The organism is Kitasatospora sp. NPDC092039 (genome assembly GCF_044756065.1).
In the GTDB taxonomy this organism is placed as follows: Bacteria; Actinomycetota; Actinomycetes; order Streptomycetales; family Streptomycetaceae; genus Kitasatospora.
On record NZ_JBIVSD010000030.1, the window covers coordinates 59,730 to 76,465 of the forward strand.

A 16,736-nucleotide genomic window follows, 5' to 3' on the forward strand; every position below is an offset into this window, starting at 1 on the left:
GGGGGCGGGGCCCCGGCCTCAGTGCCCCTGCTGCGCCTCCTTCATCTTGTCCTGGACGGCCTTGTCCGCCAGGCTGCCGATCTGCCCCTGCCCGATCGGCATCGCACCCCCGGTGACGGTGTCCGCCAGCAGGAACCCGGGCGCCGCGAGCAGGCCGCCGGGCCCCTCGCCGATGCCCGCCAGGGCGTGGGCCGAACCGGCCGAGGAGGCGGTGGCCGCGAAGGCCGAGCCCATCAGGGCGAGGGCGGTGAGAACACGCTTCGACTTCTTCATGGCCAGCTCAACGAGCGAGTGCGCACCGTGGTCACTCGAAGTCATTGACGGGCCCGCCCCTTCGGCGTAGTCCGGAAGCAGGGGTTCCGAACGGGAGGCAACCCATGCTCGGCGAACTCATCGGCGAATTCCACGGCCAGAACACCGGCCGACGGGTCGTCGCCGTCGGCGACGGCCACGTGACGATCGAGACATCCATCCGGATCACCGGCAGCTACTTCGGCACCGCCGTCAACGGGTTCGGCACCTACGACGCCGAACCGCGCCCCGACGGCACCGTCTACGGCGAGGGCCAGGGCGTCGACATGACGGCCGACGGCCAGAGCGTCACCTGGCACGGCAACGGCCTCGGCCACCTCACCGAGAACGGCGGCACCAGCTTCCGCGGCGCGCTCTTCTTCTCCACCGCGGCCCCGCAGCTCGAACGCCTCAACGGCGTCGTCGGCCTCTTCGAGTTCGACACCGACGCCGACGAGAGGATCACCGGCAAGCTCTACGAGTGGAAGTAGCCCGTCCACCGAGCCCGTCCACGCCCGTCCACGGGAGCCCGTCCACGTTCACCGCGGAATGCGCGACACTGGAGGGTCTGCGTCAATCCAGCCTGTCAGCCAGTGGAGGGCTCCCCCGCGTGAACGACGGACCGCTCATCGTCCAGAGCGACAAAACTCTTCTCCTGGAGATCGACCACCCCAAGGCCGCCGACTGCCGTCGCGCCATCGCACCGTTCGCCGAGTTGGAGCGGGCGCCCGAGCACGTGCACACGTACCGGGTGACGCCGCTCGGGCTGTGGAACGCGCGGGCGGCCGGGCACGACGCCGAGCAGGTGGTGGACGCCCTGGTGACGTACTCGCGCTACCCGGTGCCGCACGCGCTGCTGGTGGACGTGGCGGACACCATGGGCCGGTACGGGCGGCTCCAGCTGGTCAAGCACCCGACCCACGGGCTGGTGCTGACCACCACCGACCGGCCGGTGCTGGAGGAGGTGCTGCGCTCCAAGAAGATCGTCCCGCTGGTCGGCAACCGGGTCGACCCGGACACCGTGGTGGTGCACCCCTCCGAGCGCGGCCAGATCAAGCAGGTGCTGCTCAAACTCGGCTGGCCCGCCGAGGACTTCGCCGGGTACGTGGACGGCGAGGCGCACCCGATCGACCTGGACGAGGACGGCTGGCAGCTGCGTCCCTACCAGGCGCAGGCCGTCGAGGGCTTCTGGCACGGCGGCTCGGGCGTCGTCGTGCTGCCCTGCGGCGCCGGCAAGACGCTGGTCGGCGCGGCCGCGATGGCGCACGCCAAGTCGACCACGCTGATCCTGGTCACCAACACCGTCTCGGCCCGCCAGTGGAAGCACGAGCTGGTCAAGCGCACCTCGCTCACCGAGGACGAGATCGGCGAGTACAGCGGCACCCGGAAGGAGATCCGCCCGGTCACCATCGCCACCTACCAGGTGATGACGACCAAGCGGAAGGGCGTCTACGCCCACCTGGAGCTGTTCGACGCCCGCAACTGGGGCCTGGTGGTCTACGACGAGGTGCACCTGCTGCCCGCGCCGGTGTTCAAGTTCACCGCCGACCTCCAGGCCCGCCGCCGGCTCGGCCTGACCGCCACGCTGGTGCGCGAGGACGGCCGCGAGGGCGACGTGTTCAGCCTGATCGGCCCCAAGCGCTTCGACGCGCCGTGGAAGGAGATCGAGGCGCAGGGCTACATCGCGCCCGCCGACTGCTGCGAGGTGCGGGTCACCCTGACCGACTCCGAGCGGCTCGCCTACGCGACCGCCGAGCCGGAGGAGCGCTACCGCTTCTGCGCCACCACGGCGACCAAGCGGCGGGTGGTGGAGGCGCTGGTCAGGAAGCACGAGAAGGACCAGACGCTGATCATCGGCCAGTACATCGACCAGCTGGACGAGCTCGGCGAGGCCCTGGACGCCCCGGTGATCAAGGGCGAGACCAGCAACGCCCAGCGCGAGAAGCTCTTCGACGCCTTCCGGAACAAGGAGATCGGCGTCCTGGTGGTCTCCAAGGTCGCGAACTTCTCGATCGACCTGCCCGAGGCCACCGTGGCCATCCAGGTCTCCGGGACCTTCGGCTCCCGCCAGGAGGAGGCCCAGCGCCTCGGCCGGGTGCTGCGCCCCAAGGCGGACGGCCACGCGGCGCACTTCTACTCGGTGGTCGCCCGGGACACCGTGGACCAGGACTTCGCCGCCCACCGGCAGCGCTTCCTGGCCGAGCAGGGCTACGCGTACCGGATCATCGACGCCGACGACGTGCTGTAGGCCCGCGGTCCGGCACAGGACGCCGTCGCGTCAGTACCGGACACCGTCGCGCCCGAGGAAGATCACGCGCGCGGCGGTGTCCAGGGCGATGCCGACGTTGCGGACGGCGGTGCTCAGCGGGTTGCGGTGACGCCCGGAGACGGCGGTGGCGCCGGACGGGCCGGATCGGGGGGTGCGGTTCGTGGTGCTCATGTCTTCAACGGTAGGCACCCGGGCGGCCGCGGGCATCACTCCAAAGGCCGTATCCGCAGGTGCGCGGATCGTCCTCCCGGTGTACGAGGCCCCGGGGCCGGGGTAGGGGGCGACCCCGGGGCCGGGGTAGGGGGCGACCCCGAGACCCGCACGGCTGGAACCCCGGGACGGACGGGACTAAGATCGTCCGTCTGCCCCCTCCCGAACCGTGGTACCTGCTGAAGTCCCGCAGGCAGCCGGGGGAGGTGTCGACCGCACGGCAACCGGTCGGCCGTACCCACCGTGAGCTCCTACGATCCGCTGCGCCCGCCACCGGGGCAGCCGGGAAGGTTCGCTGTGCCCGCCACCCCCACCACCGACCCGCTCCAGCGCGAACGCGCGCACCTGGCCGCGTCCCGGGCCGCATTGCGAGCCATGCGCGAGGACGTCGAGTCGCTCGACATCCGCGACGTGACCGGCACCTGGGTCACCGCCCTCGTACTCCAGAACCAGATCGAGGCCAGGATCGCCGCACTGGCCGACCTCTCGCACACCCCGCTGTTCTTCGGCCGCCTCGACTACCTGCACGCGATCAGCGAGGAGTTGAGCGAGGGCAGCGGCGGCGAGAGCTTCTACATCGGGCGCCGGCACGTCCACGACGCCGACGGCGACCCGATGGTGATCGACTGGCGCGCACCGGTCTCCCAGCCGTTCTACCGGGCCAGCCGCACCGCGCCGATGGACGTCGAGCGCCGCCGCCGCTTCGGCTACACCGGCGGGGAGCTCACCGCCTACGAGGACGAGCACCTCAGCGACCCGGCCGAGACGGAGCGGGGCTCCGCCCTGCTGGCCGCCGAGATCGAGAAGCCCCGCGTCGGCCCGATGCGCGACATCGTCGCCACCATCCAGCCCGAGCAGGACGAGATCGTCCGCTCCGACATCACGGGCACCATCTGCGTGCAGGGCGCGCCCGGCACCGGGAAGACCGCCGTCGGCCTGCACCGCGTCGCCTACCTGCTGTACGCCCACCGCGAGCGGCTGGCCCGTACCGGCACCCTGGTGATCGGGCCGAACAACGCCTTCCTCTCCTACATCGAGCAGGTGCTCCCGGCCCTCGGCGAGCTGGACGTCGCCCAGGCCACCGTGCAGCAGCTGGTCGGGCACGTCGAGGTGAGGGGCGAGGACGACCCGGAGGCGGCCCGGCTGAAGGGCGACGCCCGGATGGCCGAGGTGCTGCGCCGGGCGGTGCGGTCGGGCATCACGCTGCCCACCGAGCCCTGCGTGGTGGTCCGCGGCTCCCGCCGCTGGCGCGTGCCGGTGTACGAACTCGTCGAGATCATCGAGGAGTTGAAGGGCCGCGAGGTGCGCTACGGCGCCGCCAGGGACGCCCTGCCGCAGCGCATCGCGCACGCCGTGCTGCTGAAGATGGAGCAGGGCGGCGAGGCCCCGGACGACCGGGTGCAGGACGCGGTGGCCCGCAACGGCGCGGTCAAGGCGGTGGTCAAGGAGTGCTGGCCGGCCGTCGACCCGGCGAAGCTGGTCCTGCGGCTGCTCTCCGACCCGGAGTTCCTGGCGTCGTGCGCCGAGGGCGTGCTGACGCCCGAGGAGCAGCGGGCGGTGCTGTGGCCCAAGCCCGGCCGCTCGGTGCGGACCGCCCGCTGGACCCCGGCCGACGCCGTCCTGGTGGACGAGGCGACCGACCTGGTGCAGCGCACCCCCTCGCTCGGGCACGTGGTGCTGGACGAGGCCCAGGACCTCTCCCCGATGCAGTACCGCGCGGTCGGCCGCCGCTGCACCACCGGCTCGGCGACCGTCCTCGGCGACCTCGCCCAGGGCACCACCCCCTGGGCGACCGCGAGTTGGCCGGAGGCGCTGCGCCACCTGGGCAAGCCGGAGGCGCACGTCGAGGAGCTGACCAAGGGCTTCCGGGTACCGGAGGAGGTCATCGCGTACGCCTCCCGGCTGCTCCCGGCGATCGCCCCCGGCCTGGCCCCGGCCTCCTCGGTCCGCACCGCGCCCGGCTCGCTGACGGTCCGCCGGGTCGCGGACGGGGAGACCACGGAGGCGGTCCTGGCGGCCTGCCGGGAGGCGCTGGAGCACGAGGGCTCGACCGGTCTGATCGCCGCCGACGCCCGCATCCCGCGGCTCGCCGAGGCGCTGACCGCGGCCGGCCTGCCGCACCTCTCCCCCGGCGCCGAGACCAGCGCACAGGCCCGGCTCACCCTCGTCCCGGCCTCGCTGGCCAAGGGCCTGGAGTACGACTACGTGGTGCTGGACGAGCCGGCCGCGGTGATCGCCGGGGAGCCGGACGAGCGGACCGGCCTGCGGCGGCTGTACGTGGCGCTGACCCGTGCCGTTTCCGGGCTGACGGTGCTGCACGGCGAGCCGCTGCCGGAGCAGCTGCGGTAGCACGCGAGGGGGCCGGGCCGGGGGGGCCGGCCCCCTCCGACGAGCGCTCGGAAGCTCCGCACGAGCACCCGGGGCGAACCGGCACGCGCACCCGGGCCGGGCACTCAGCCGTCGATCAGCGCCCGCCACTCGGCGACCCTGGCCGCGTCCACCGGCGTCCGCCAGCCGTCCACCCGCACCGCTCCGCCGACGTGGAAGGCGTCGAAGCCCTCCGCCCGCAGCTCCTTCAGGTGCTCGGCCCGCAGGCCGCCGCCGATCAGGATCCGCTGCCGGTACCCGGGCTCGCCGGCCCGGGCCAGCTCGGCCGACAGCACCTCGCGCCCGGCGTCCACCCCGGCTGGGTCACCGGAGGTGAGGAAGGTGTCCAGGCCGGGCAGCCCGGCGACGGCGGCCCGCAGGGCGGCCCGGTCGGCGCTGTGGTCGATCGCCCGGTGGAAGGTCCAGCGGCAGCCGGCGACCGCCTCGGCGACGGCCGTGGTGGCGGCCAGGTCGACGGCGCCGTCGGCGTCGAGGAAGCCGAGGACGAACTCCTCGGCGCCCTCGGCCCGCAGCGCGGCGGCCCGGGCGCACAGCTCGTCCACGTCGCCGGGGGCGAAGCCGTCCCGGATCCGCAGCATGACCCGCAGCGGGAGGCCGACGGCGGCCCGGATCCGGCCGAAGTCCTCGACGGACGGGGTGAGCCCGTCGGCGGCCATGTCGGTGACCAGTTCGAGCCGGTCGGCGCCGCCCGACTCGGCGGCCTGGGCGTCCTGGGGCGTCAGCGCGATGACTTCGAAAATTGGTCTAGACATATTCGACAGCCTGCCACATCCACCGGTCCCCGGCGACCCCCGGGAACGACCGAGGGGGCCGATCCGGTCACGCCGGAACGCCCCCCCGGATCTCGGGTCACACGGTCACACCGACCCGTGGACCGCCGCCACCGCCGCCCGCCGTCCGAACCGGTGCACCGCCACCGCCAGCAGCGCCAGCACGACCACCGTCGGCGCCGCCGCCGGCAGCAGGTGCGAGACCCCGCGGGACTCGCGCCAGATGTTGAACAGGCAGCCGGGCCCGGTCAGCACCAGCATCGCCACGCCCGCGGCGGCCGGCACGACCCGCCCGCGCAGCCCGGCGAAGGTCAGCAGCAGCGGGGCGACCAGCATCACCACGAACCAGCCCAGGTCCCGCGGAAAAGTGGTGTCGTCCCAGCTCTGGGCCACCGCCAGCAGCCCGCCCACGGCCGCCGAGGCCAGCGCCAGGGCGCCCGTGCGCCAGGTCGGCCGGGGCAGCAGGTCGGTCGGCGCCGCGACCAGCAGCAGCGCGGCCACCACCAACGGCAGTGAGGCCATCCCGATGTAGCCGCTCCACCACAGGTCGAAGGACGAGTCCCAGGCGGCGGCCACCAGGTCGTACAGTCCGACCGCGCCCAGGATCAGCGCGCTGCCCCGCACCGCCGCCCACCGTCCGAGCAGCACCGCCACCAGGAGCAGCGCGGCGGCCACCGGCCGGGAGAACAGCTCGGCGTAGGCGCCGTAGGAGTCGTCCCAGGAGAGCCGGTTGGTGACCCGGTACGAGGTGGTCAGCCAGGCCAGCAGCATGGCGCCGGCCACCGCGCCGGCCAGCATCGGCGCGACCAGCGCCAGCAGCCGCCCGGCCGCCGAGGCGCCGGTCAGCCCGAGCCGCACCCGCAGCCCGTACACCGCCAGGCCGAGGACCTCCCGGGCGACCGCCAGCCGGCCGCCGGCCGCCGTGGTGTCGGCGAACACCTCGGCCAACTCCTCGCCGCGCTCGCGGCGGTACCGCGCCGGGTAGAGCTGGAGTGCGGCCCGCAGCACCGCCGAGGGCGCCGCACCGATCGCGGGCGTGCTCATGAGAGGCCTCCCCCCGTCGCGGGCCGCCCCTGCGACCCGGTCCTTCCCGGCAGCATCGACCGGATCCTGGTCAGCCGGCGCTCGGCCTCGGTGGCGACCGCCCGCAGCCGCTCCGCCTCGGCGGCCAGCGCCGTCCGGCCGGCGTCGGTCAGCGCGTAGCTGCGCCGGGCGCGGCCGTCCACCACCTCCTCGGCGGCGACCTCGATCAGGCCCTGGCCCAGCAGCCGGTCGAGCGCCCCGTAGAGCGTGCCGGTGCGCATCTTGACCCGGCCGTCGGAGATCGCGGAGATCTCCTGGATGAGCGCGTAGCCGTGGCGCGGGGCGTCGGCCAGCGCGGTGAGCAGCAGCAGCGTGGGCTCCTGCATGGAGCGTTCTGTCATACGACTACATATATCGCCAACCTACCTATAGGTCCAGTGCCCGGCCCGGCCGCCACAATGGTCGCCATGCCGACCGCCGATCACCACCCCTCCACGACCGAGCACGCCCCGACCGCCGAGGACCCGCTCACCGGGGAACTGCTCACCGCCTGGACCGCCCTGCTGCACCGCTGCGGGGCCGCCGTCGACCCCGAGCCGTACGGCCGGGAGCTGCTGCGCCGCTGGTCGGAGCCGAGGCGGCGCTACCACACCGCCGCCCACCTGCACGCGGTGCTGCGGCACGTCGACGAGCTGGCCGGGCACGCCGCCGACCCGGAGGCGGTCCGCCTCGCGGCCTGGTTCCACGACGCCGTCTACCGCCCCGACCGCACGGAGAACGAGGAGCGCAGCGCCGCCCTGGCCGTCCGCGCGCTGACCGCCGCCGGACTGCCCGCCGAGCGGGTCGCCGAGGTCGAGCGCCTCGTGCTGCTCACCGTCGGCCACGACCCCACCCCCGGCGACCGCAACGGCGAGGTGCTCTGCGACGCGGACCTGGCCGTCCTCGGCGGCACCCCCGAGGCCTACGCGGCGTACACGGCCGCCGTCCGCGAGGAGTACGGCTTCGTCCCCGCGCCGGACTTCACGGCCGGCCGGGCCGCCGTCCTGCGCCGACTGCTCGCCCTGCCCGCGCTCTACCGCACCCCCGCCGCCCGCGAGCGCCTCACAGCGGCCGCCCGCGCCAACCTGACGGCCGAGCTCCGGGAGCTGGCGGTCTAGGCGAGCTTGCCGACCGGCGCCACCACCGCGCCCTGCTTGCCGCACACCCAGTGCGGATCCGGTCCCAGCTCGGGCTCCACGCTCAGCGCGTGCGGGTCCCCGTCGGCCGCGCAGTCGGCGCACAGAGGCCAGCGCCCGTACGCCTCCAGCAGCGCGTCCTGAACGTCCTGGGCGACCAGTCCGAGCACGTACTCGGTGCCGTCCGGCCACTGCTCCAGCCACCAGCGGCGGTGGGTGACGGCCTGTTCCACCAGCGAGACGACGGCGGCGTCCGCCACGTCCCGCGCGGTGAGGTCGGCCAGGATCAGTGCCCGCGCGTTGTGCAGGGCGGTCTCGATGTCGTCGGCAGCCATCCGTCCATCCTCTCCCCAACTCCCCCGAACGCCGAAACGCCGTGTGGGCGGCCCCCCGAAGGGAGCCGCCCACACGGACGGGGAACCAGCCGATCCGATCGGAACGATCAGGATCAGAAGTCCATGTCACCGCCCGGCATGCCGCCGCCGGCGGCCGCGGCGGCCTTCTCCGGCTTGTCGGCGATGACGGCCTCGGTGGTGAGGAACAGCGCCGCGATGGAGGCGGCGTTCTGCAGCGCGGAGCGGGTGACCTTGGCCGGGTCGATGATGCCCTCGGCGACCAGGTCGACGTACTCGTTGGTGGCGGCGTTCAGGCCGTGACCGGCGGGGAGGTTGCGCACCTTCTCCACCACGACGCCACCCTCCAGGCCGGCGTTGGTCGCGATCTGCTTGATCGGGGCCTCCAGCGCGACCTTGACGATGTTGGCACCGGTGGCCTCGTCGCCCTCCAGCTCCAGCTTGTCGAAGGCGACACCGGCCTGCAGCAGCGCGACGCCACCACCGGCGACGATGCCCTCCTCGACGGCGGCCTTCGCGTTGCGGACGGCGTCCTCGATGCGGTGCTTGCGCTCCTTGAGCTCCACCTCGGTGGCCGCGCCGGCCTTGATGACGGCCACGCCGCCGGCCAGCTTGGCGAGGCGCTCCTGGAGCTTCTCGCGGTCGTAGTCCGAGTCGCTGTTCTCGATCTCGGCGCGGATCTGGTTCACGCGGCCCGCGACCTGCTCGCTGTCGCCGCCACCGTCGACGATGGTGGTCTCGTCCTTGGTGATGACCACCTTGCGGGCGGTGCCCAGCAGGTCGATGCCGGCGTTCTCCAGCTTGAGGCCGACCTCCTCGGAGATCACGGTGCCACCGGTGAGGATGGCGATGTCGCCGAGCATGGCCTTGCGGCGGTCACCGAAGCCCGGGGCCTTGACGGCGACGGACTTGAAGGTGCCACGGATCTTGTTCACGACCAGGGTCGACAGGGCCTCGCCCTCGACGTCCTCGGCGATGATGACCAGCGGCTTGCCGCTCTGCATGACCTTCTCCAGCAGCGGGAGCAGGTCCTTGACCGAGCCGATCTTGGAGTTGGCGATGAGGATGTACGGGTCCTCGAACGTCGCCTCCATGCGCTCCAGGTCGGTGGCGAAGTAGGCGGAGATGTAGCCCTTGTCGAAGCGCATGCCCTCGGTGAGCTCGAGCTCCAGACCGAAGGTGTTGCTCTCCTCGACGGTGATGACGCCTTCCTTGCCGACCTTGTCCATGGCCTCGGCGATCAGCTCGCCGATCTGGGTGTCGGCGGCGGAGATGGAGGCGGTGGAGGCGATCTGCTCCTTGGTCTCCACGTCCTTGGCCTGGGCCAGCAGCTGGTCGGAGACGGCCGCGACGGCCTTCTCGATGCCGCGCTTCAGGGCCATCGGGTTGGCGCCGGCGGCGACGTTGCGCAGACCCTCGCGAACCAGGGCCTGGGCGAGCACGGTGGCGGTGGTGGTGCCGTCACCCGCGACGTCGTCCGTCTTCTTGGCGACCTCCTTGACGAGCTCCGCACCGATCTTCTCGTACGGGTCCTCGAGCTCGATCTCCTTGGCGATGGAGACACCGTCGTTGGTGATCGTGGGGGCGCCCCACTTCTTCTCCAGCACGACGTTGCGGCCCTTGGGGCCGAGCGTGACCTTCACTGCGTCGGCGAGCTGGTTCATGCCACGCTCAAGGCCGCGGCGAGCTTCCTCATCAAAGGCGATGATCTTGGCCATCAGAAGTGGTCCTCCGGGACACGGTCGACTGCTCGGACCAAGGGGTGCCCGCGACGGACGGCCCTGGTGTGCGGGGGTCTTTTCCCCTACCGCTCCCGGGGGCCTCACCGACCCGGTCCGCTGTCACTCTCACGCTGTGAGTGCTAACGCCAATGATTAGCACTCCGGGTGGTCGAGTGCAAGCCCAATCGACGATCCGCGAGCCGCCGCCGGGGCCCGCCGGGAACGCCGACGGGCCCGTACGACACGCGTCGTACGGGCCCGTCGAGAAGCGAGTGGTCACCAGCCGTAGGGCCGCGCCGAGCTCCTGGGGTCGGAAGGCGTCAGCCCGCGGCGCGGACCATGTCCGCCTGCGGGCCCTTCTGTCCCTGGGAGATCTCGAACTCGACCCGCTGGCCCTCCTCGAGGGTGCGGTAGCCGTCCATCTGGATCGCGCTGTAGTGGACGAAGACGTCCGCACCACCGTCGACCGCGATGAAGCCGTAGCCCTTCTCCGCGTTGAACCACTTGACGGTGCCCTGAGCCATTCCGAACTCCCCTAGTGCTGTGCTGGGCCCTTCACGCGCCCGCAGGTCGCGGGCCCGGGTTGGTTGAAGGCCGGCCCGGGGAACCCCCCCTGGGCGCAGCCGTGCACGCCGCAGCCCTCCGCGCGGGACGCCAGGCGGCGCCCGGTGAGCGGGTGATTGCGTCGACCGCCGCTGAATGTATCCGGACCGACGCCCTCTGCAACAGGGTCAGCCGCCGGTAATTCCGGCAAGGCGCCGGGGGACAGTACGGGCCGAATCGGAATAATCTCGGCATTCCACGCCGGACATAGCGGACGAATTACTCAAAGGTCCGCGGGAATTCTGACATCCGCCTGACATGTTTCACGGGCCGGTCCGGCGGCCGGGCGCCCCCGGGCCGAGCACTGCGGAGGCCGAAAGGGAAACCTTGTTCCCAGCCGAGCGACACTCTACTCCGACTCGACCCGGAAATATTCCCGCAAGAATGCGAGCGGTCGCCCGGGCATACGGAGAGCGGAATTCCGTACGCGCGGGCGACCGCGGGTTCTCGCGAACGGCTCAGCAGCCGCCGGCCACCGCCGGGATGATCGAGATTCCGGCGCCGTCCCTGATCTCGGTCGCCAGGCCCTCGGCGAAGCGCACGTCGTCGTCGTTCACGTAGACGTTCACGAAGCGGCGCAGCTTGCCGGTGTCGTCCAGGATGCGGGCCGAGATGCCGGCGTGGTTCTTCTCCAGGTCGGCGATGACCTCGGCCAGGGTGGCGCCCTCGGCGGTCACCTCGGCGGCGCCGCCGGTGTAGGTGCGCAGGATGGTGGGGATGCGGACGTTGGCGCTCATGACTCTCCTTGCGGGGGGCGGGTGGTTCAGACGGACGCGAGGCCGGCGGCGCGGAACGAGTCCAGCGTCGGGCGGATGACGGCGGTCATCCCGGCGTCGGAGACGGCGTCCAGGGTCTTCAGGCCGTCGCCGGTGTTGATCGCGACGGTCTCCTTGGCCGGGTCCAGCTGCCCGGTCTCGACCAGCTTCTTCAGCACGCCGACGGTCACCCCGCCCGCGGTCTCGGCGAAGATCCCCTCGGTCCGCGCCAGCAGCCGGATCGCCGCCACGACCTCGGCGTCCGTGACGTCCTCGACCGCGCCGCCGGTGCGGCGGGCGATGTCCAGCACGTACGGGCCGTCGGCCGGGTTGCCGATCGCCAGCGACTTGGCGATGGTGTCCGGCTTGACCGGCTTGATCACGTCCCGGCCGGCCTTGAACGCGGCCGACACCGGCGAGCAGCCCTCGGCCTGGGCGCCGAAGACCTTGTACGGCCGGTCCTCGACCAGGCCGAGCCTGATCAGCTCCTGGAGCCCCTTGTCGATCTTCGTCAGCTGCGAGCCCGAAGCGATGGGGACCACGATCTGCTCCGGCAGCCGCCAGCCGAGCTGCTCGCAGATCTCGTACGCCAGCGTCTTGGAGCCCTCGCCGTAGTACGGCCGCAGGTTCACGTTGACGAAGCCCCAGCCCTCGCCGGCCGCGTGGCCGATCAGCTCCGAGCAGAAGCGGTTCACGTCGTCGTAGTTGCCCTCGATGCCGACCAGCTCGCCGCCGTACACCCCGGCCATGACGACCTTGCCCTGCTCCAGGTCGTGCGGGATGAACACGCAGGACCGGAACCCGGCCCGGGCCGCCGCCGCCCCCACCGCACCGGCCAGGTTGCCGGTGGAGGAGCAGGACAGCGTGGTGTACCCGAACGCCCGGGCCGCCTCGATCGCGCAGGCGACCACCCGGTCCTTGAACGAGTGGGTCGGGTTCCCGGAGTCGTCCTTGACGTGCAGCTGGGCGGTGAAACCGAGCTCCCGGCCCAGGTTGTCCGCCTTCACCAGCGGGGTCCACCCCGGGTTCAGGTTGGGCTTGGACGCCACGTCGGCCGGAACCGGCAGCAGCGGCGCGTACCGCCAGATGGAGGCCGGACCGGCCTCGATCCGCTTGCGCAGCTCCTCGGCGCCCTCGCTGCCGAACTCGTAGGCGATCTCCAGCGGGCCGAAGCACTCCAGGCACGCGAAGCTGGGGCCGAGCGGGAAGCGGGTGCCGCACTCGCGACAGGACAGCGCGGCGGCGGGGCCGAGGTCGACGGAAACGGGTGCGGCGGTGTCGATAGCCATGACGGCGAGGCCTCTCTCCTCATCTTCCCCGTGGCGCGGTCGCGACACGGGCCGGAATTGGCACCTGTCCCGCCGGGGCCTGTCGTCGACAGCCGCGCGAGAAGGTTGCCGGGACGTCAACGGGCCGTTCCCTCAGTCCCTCTGGATGAGCTTGTGAAATTGTGGTGGTACTCAGCGGCGACCCCGGTGTGCAAAGGTCCGACCGCTGTACGAAGACTGTATCCGAAGGCGTCAATCCTGAACGGGACCGTCCGCCAAGCGAGATGACACGTCCCACCCGACCCGCCGAGGAGACCCCAGTGCCCGCCGACCCGACCCCCGAGCTCCTCCCGCAGGCGGCGTCCTGGCTGCGCCGCCGCTCCTGGAGCGCGGCCGACCGGCCGGTCCGCACCCTCCTCGACGCCAAGCGACGCACCGGCCGCACCGTCAGCGTGGTCCTCCCCGCCCTGGACGAGGAGGCCACCGTCGGCGACATCGTCCGCACCGTCCGCCGCGAGCTGATGGAGCGCCTCCCGCTCGTCGACGAACTCGTCGTCGTGGACTCCGGCTCCACCGACGCCACCGCCGCCGTCGCCGCCGAGGCCGGCGCCCGGGTGGAACACCGCGACCTGATCCTCCCCCGCCTGCCCGCCGTCCCCGGCAAGGGCGAGGTGCTCTGGCGCTCGCTGCTGGTCACCCACGGCGACATCGTCTGCTTCGTCGACGCCGACCTGCGCGAGTTCGACCCGGCCTTCGTCTCCGGCATCGTCGGCCCGCTGCTGACCGACGAGTCGATCCAGCTGGTCAAGGCCATGTACGACCGTCCGCTGGAGTCGGAGGGCGCGGTGCTGCCCGCCGGCGGCGGCCGGGTCACCGAACTCGTCGCCCGCCCCCTGCTCAACCTCCACTGGCCGGAGCTCGCCGGGTTCGTCCAGCCCCTCGGCGGCGAGTACGCGGCCCGCCGCTCACTGCTCGAACGGCTGCCCTTCCCCACCGGGTACGGCGTCGAACTCGGCCTGCTGGTCGACGCCCTGGATCTGGCCGGACTGGACGCCCTGGCCCAGGTGGACGTCGGCGTCCGGCACCACCGCCACCAGGACGGCCAGGCCCTCGGCCGGATGGCCGCCACCATCTACCGGACCGCCCTGGAACGCCTCGACCGCACCCACCGCCTCAAGGCCTCCGCCGACCTCGTCCACCCCCACCTCACCCAGTTCACCCGCCACCCGGAGACCCGCGCGTTCACCGCCCACACCCACCCGGTGACCGCCCTGGAACGCCCCCCGATGCACACCGTCCCCGAATACGCGACCCGCCACTGACGGGTTTGCCACGCCGGGCCCCCGGCAACATCCCAACCATGGGCGATCTCACGACCAACCGTTCGAGCGCGACCGGCACCGCCTCCGTCCTGGTGGCATCCAACCGGGGACCGGTGTCCTTCAGCACCTCCGACGACGGCACACTGACCCTGCGCCGCGGCGGCGGCGGCCTGGTCTCCGGGCTGTCCGCCATCGAGGACCCGAACGCCGTCTGGGTCTGCGCCGCCCTCGGCGACCCCGACCGCAGAGCCGCCGCCGAGGCACCCCGCGGCCGCCTCGACCTGGCCGGCCACGAGGTCGGCGGCCAGGCGGTACGGATGCTGGACATCGACCCGGAGACCTTCGCCCGCGCCTACAACGGCGTCGCCAACTCCACCCTCTGGTTCGTCCACCACCTGCTCTACGCGACCCCGACCGCCCCCTCCTTCGACGCCGCCTTCCGCACCGAATGGGCCGCCTACCAGGCCTACAACGGCGCGTTCGCCGAGGCGCTGGCCGCCGAAGCCGCCCCGGGGGCCGCGGTCCTCATCCAGGACTACCACCTCTCGCTGGCCCCGGCCCTGCTCCGCGGAACCCGCCCCGACCTGCGGATCGGCCACTTCTCGCACACTCCGTGGGCCCCGCCCGAGTACTTCCGGCTGCTGCCCGACGACGTCGCCCGGGCCGTCCTCACCGGCATCCTGGGCGCCGACCGGGCCGGCTTCCTCACCGAACGCTGGGCCCGCGCCTTCGCCGCCTGCTGCGAGGACCTCCTCGGGGCGACCGTCGACCACGACGCGCTCACCGTCACCCTCGACGGCCGCACCACCCACCTGGGCGTCCACGCCCTCGGCGCCGACGCCGACTTCCTGCGCGAGCGCGCCCACCGCCCCGACGTCGACGAACGGCTGGCCGCCCTCCGCGAGGCCGTTGGCGACCGCCGCACCATCGTGCGGGTCGACCGCACCGAGCTGAGCAAGAACATCGTCCGCGGCCTCCAGGCCTACCGGCACCTGCTCCGCACCCGCCCCGAGTGGCACGACCGGGTGGTGCACATCGCCTTCGCCTACCCGTCCCGCACCGACCTCGCCGAGTACCGCAGCTACACGGCCCAGGTCCGGGAGCTCGCCGAGGCCGTCAACGCCGAGTTCGCCACCCCCACCTGGCAGCCGGTGATCCTGCACGTCGACGACGACTTCCCGCGCTCCCTCGCCGCCTACCGCCTCGCCGACGTGGCGCTCGTCAACCCCATCCGCGACGGCATGAACCTGGTCGCCAAGGAAGTCCCGGTGGTCTCCGACAACGGCTGCGCCCTCGTCCTCTCCCGCGAGGCCGGCGCCCACGCCGAACTCGGGGACGACGCGCTCACCGTCAACCCGTACGACGTCATCGCCACCGCCGACGCCCTCCACGCCGGCCTCGGCATGAGCCAGGAGGAACGCGCCGACCGCACCAAGCGCCTGGCGGCGGCGGCCACCGCGCTCCCCCCGCAGCAGTGGTTCCTGGACCAGCTCAACGCGCTGTGAGCGCCTCCCCCAGGGCCTCCAGCAGCTCCACCACACCCTCCGGCCCGGCGACCACCAGGTCCGCCCGGTCGGCCAGCTCCCGCACCGGCGCGTCCCCCACCGCGCCGGCGCACACCAGCACCCCGGCCACACCCTCGCCGCGCAGCTTCTCCACCGCGGCGAACGCCGCCACGTCCCCCAGGTCGTCCCCCGCGTAGACCACCGAACGGGCCCCCCGCTCGCGCAGGAACCCGGTCAGCGCCGCCCCCTTGTCCACCCCCGGCGGCCGCAGCTCCAGCACCAGCCGCCCGGGCTCCACCACCAGCCCGTGCTCCGCCGCCAGCTCCCCCACCGGCGCCCGCAGCAGCGCCAACGCCTCGTCCGGCGCCGCCGTCCGCCGGGTGTGCACGGCCACCGCGCGCCCCTTGTCCTCCACCCACGTTCCCTCGGGCGCGCCCACCCGGTCCAACAACCCCGGCAACGCCGCCCGCACCCGCGCCACCCCCGGATGCACCTCCGGCGCCGAGAGCTCCCCGTCCTCCCACCGCTCGGCCCCGTAGTGCCCCAGCACCACCACCCCCGGCACCCCCGCGAACCCCCCGTACTCCACCGCCACCCCGGCCGGCCGCCCCGTCACCACCACCACGGCCCCCACCACCGACCCCAACCGCCGCAACGCCCCCACCACCCCCGGATGCGCCCGCGCCCGCTCCGGATCCGCCACGATCGGCGCCAACGTCCCGTCGAAGTCCAACCCGACCACGGCATCCCCGGGCGCCGCCAGCACAGCCCGCACCCCGTCCCGCCCAGCCTCGGTCCCCGGCACAAACATCTCTTCAAAGCCCATACCGAAGCCCCTACCCCGGACCACCCCCCTCCGCACACACCCAGCAGCAGGCACCCCCCAGCGGGCATCCCCCAGCACCCCACCCCCCAGCAGACATCCCCCCAGCACCCCACCCCAGCAGCAGGCACCCCCACCCACCCCCACCACCCACCCCTCCCCCATCCCAGCGAGAGGGACGCGCTGCGGAAGGGGGCGGCGCAGGGGGTGGGTGCGGAGAGGGGCGTGACGGGTGATTTTCAGACTGCCAACGCTCCCCA

Annotated in this window: 17 protein-coding genes and 1 riboswitch; of the genes, 6 read left to right on the forward strand and 11 right to left on the reverse strand. The window is 72.9% G+C overall.

Translation table 11 applies throughout. The features are described from left to right. Positions 1–18 precede the first annotated feature (18 nt). Entirely contained in the window at positions 19–318 is a 300-nt protein-coding gene (locus ACIQI7_RS36450) for a hypothetical protein (RefSeq protein ID WP_401118482.1), read from the reverse strand. A gap of 59 nt (positions 319–377) precedes the next feature. On the opposite strand from ACIQI7_RS36450, the gene ACIQI7_RS36455 reads away from it, so the two are divergent. Together ACIQI7_RS36455 and ACIQI7_RS36460 are read left to right on the forward strand one after the other, a co-directional pair. After that, positions 378–782 (forward strand): hypothetical protein, encoded by a 405-nt coding sequence (locus tag ACIQI7_RS36455; RefSeq protein ID WP_401118484.1) that lies wholly within the window; start codon positions 378–380, stop codon positions 780–782. Positions 783–901: 119 nt separating this feature from the next. After that, positions 902–2,539 carry a DNA repair helicase XPB gene (locus ACIQI7_RS36460; RefSeq protein ID WP_401118486.1) on the forward strand — a complete coding sequence of 546 codons (1,638 nt, stop codon included), beginning with the start codon at positions 902–904 and terminating at the stop codon, positions 2,537–2,539. 30 nt (positions 2,540–2,569) lie between these two features. Here the strand turns inward: ACIQI7_RS36460 and ACIQI7_RS36465 are convergent, their stop codons facing one another. Continuing rightward, positions 2,570–2,731, reverse strand: a complete 162-nt coding sequence (locus ACIQI7_RS36465; protein ID WP_316526849.1) for a hypothetical protein — start codon at positions 2,729–2,731, stop codon at positions 2,570–2,572. A 336-nt stretch (positions 2,732–3,067) separates the two neighbouring features. Between ACIQI7_RS36465 and ACIQI7_RS36470 the strand changes: the two genes are divergently transcribed. Further along, positions 3,068–5,119 carry a HelD family protein gene (locus ACIQI7_RS36470; protein ID WP_401118490.1) on the forward strand — a complete coding sequence of 684 codons (2,052 nt, stop codon included), beginning with the start codon at positions 3,068–3,070 and terminating at the stop codon, positions 5,117–5,119. A 104-nt stretch (positions 5,120–5,223) separates the two neighbouring features. Here the strand turns inward: ACIQI7_RS36470 and ACIQI7_RS36475 are convergent, their stop codons facing one another. From ACIQI7_RS36475 to ACIQI7_RS36485, 3 genes are all read right to left on the reverse strand, one after another. Next, positions 5,224–5,910 carry a copper homeostasis protein CutC gene (locus ACIQI7_RS36475; RefSeq protein ID WP_401118492.1) on the reverse strand — a complete coding sequence of 229 codons (687 nt, stop codon included), beginning with the start codon at positions 5,908–5,910 and terminating at the stop codon, positions 5,224–5,226. A gap of 105 nt (positions 5,911–6,015) precedes the next feature. Continuing rightward, positions 6,016–6,972, reverse strand: coding sequence for a hypothetical protein (locus tag ACIQI7_RS36480; protein ID WP_401118495.1), 957 nt, complete (start codon positions 6,970–6,972; stop codon positions 6,016–6,018). Further along, entirely contained in the window at positions 6,969–7,352 is a 384-nt protein-coding gene (locus tag ACIQI7_RS36485; protein WP_387760444.1) for a PadR family transcriptional regulator, read from the reverse strand. The genes ACIQI7_RS36480 and ACIQI7_RS36485 overlap by 4 nt, the downstream gene beginning before the upstream one ends. Before the next feature lie 57 nt (positions 7,353–7,409). Here ACIQI7_RS36485 and ACIQI7_RS36490 point away from each other — a divergent pair, with 57 nt between their 5' ends. Continuing rightward, entirely contained in the window at positions 7,410–8,108 is a 699-nt protein-coding gene (locus ACIQI7_RS36490) for a hypothetical protein (RefSeq protein WP_401118532.1), read from the forward strand. Here the strand turns inward: ACIQI7_RS36490 and ACIQI7_RS36495 are convergent. The 5 genes from ACIQI7_RS36495 to thrC all read right to left on the reverse strand — a co-directional run bounded on the left by ACIQI7_RS36495 (position 8,105) and on the right by thrC (position 12,847). Next, positions 8,105–8,461, reverse strand: a complete 357-nt coding sequence (locus tag ACIQI7_RS36495; protein ID WP_401118499.1) for a hypothetical protein — start codon at positions 8,459–8,461, stop codon at positions 8,105–8,107. The two genes, ACIQI7_RS36490 and ACIQI7_RS36495, sit on opposite strands and share 4 nt — an antisense overlap. A gap of 113 nt (positions 8,462–8,574) precedes the next feature. After that, positions 8,575–10,197, reverse strand: a complete 1,623-nt coding sequence (gene groL / locus ACIQI7_RS36500; protein ID WP_097236664.1) for a chaperonin GroEL — start codon at positions 10,195–10,197, stop codon at positions 8,575–8,577. A 323-nt stretch (positions 10,198–10,520) separates the two neighbouring features. Further along, the gene (locus tag ACIQI7_RS36505; protein ID WP_030057071.1) at positions 10,521–10,724 is read right to left on the reverse strand and encodes a cold-shock protein; all 204 of its coding nucleotides are present in this window, start codon (positions 10,722–10,724) and stop codon (positions 10,521–10,523) included. A gap of 537 nt (positions 10,725–11,261) precedes the next feature. Continuing rightward, a complete protein-coding gene (locus ACIQI7_RS36510) occupies positions 11,262–11,540 on the reverse strand; it encodes a MoaD/ThiS family protein (protein ID WP_401118504.1) in 279 nt (92 codons plus the stop codon). Between the two features lie 26 nt (positions 11,541–11,566). Continuing rightward, positions 11,567–12,847 (reverse strand): threonine synthase, encoded by a 1,281-nt coding sequence (thrC, locus tag ACIQI7_RS36515; protein ID WP_401118507.1) that lies wholly within the window; start codon positions 12,845–12,847, stop codon positions 11,567–11,569. A gap of 16 nt (positions 12,848–12,863) precedes the next feature. Further along, positions 12,864–12,999: riboswitch (SAM riboswitch) on the reverse strand. 147 nt (positions 13,000–13,146) lie between these two features. Here thrC and ACIQI7_RS36520 point away from each other — a divergent pair. Together ACIQI7_RS36520 and ACIQI7_RS36525 are read left to right on the forward strand one after the other, a co-directional pair. Continuing rightward, positions 13,147–14,148 carry a glucosyl-3-phosphoglycerate synthase gene (locus ACIQI7_RS36520; protein WP_401118510.1) on the forward strand — a complete coding sequence of 334 codons (1,002 nt, stop codon included), beginning with the start codon at positions 13,147–13,149 and terminating at the stop codon, positions 14,146–14,148. A gap of 38 nt (positions 14,149–14,186) precedes the next feature. Continuing rightward, positions 14,187–15,653 carry a trehalose-6-phosphate synthase gene (locus ACIQI7_RS36525; protein ID WP_401118513.1) on the forward strand — a complete coding sequence of 489 codons (1,467 nt, stop codon included), beginning with the start codon at positions 14,187–14,189 and terminating at the stop codon, positions 15,651–15,653. Here the strand turns inward: ACIQI7_RS36525 and otsB are convergent. After that, positions 15,640–16,464, reverse strand: a complete 825-nt coding sequence (otsB, locus tag ACIQI7_RS36530; protein ID WP_401118516.1) for a trehalose-phosphatase — start codon at positions 16,462–16,464, stop codon at positions 15,640–15,642. The genes ACIQI7_RS36525 and otsB overlap by 14 nt on opposite strands. Positions 16,465–16,736 lie beyond the last annotated feature (272 nt).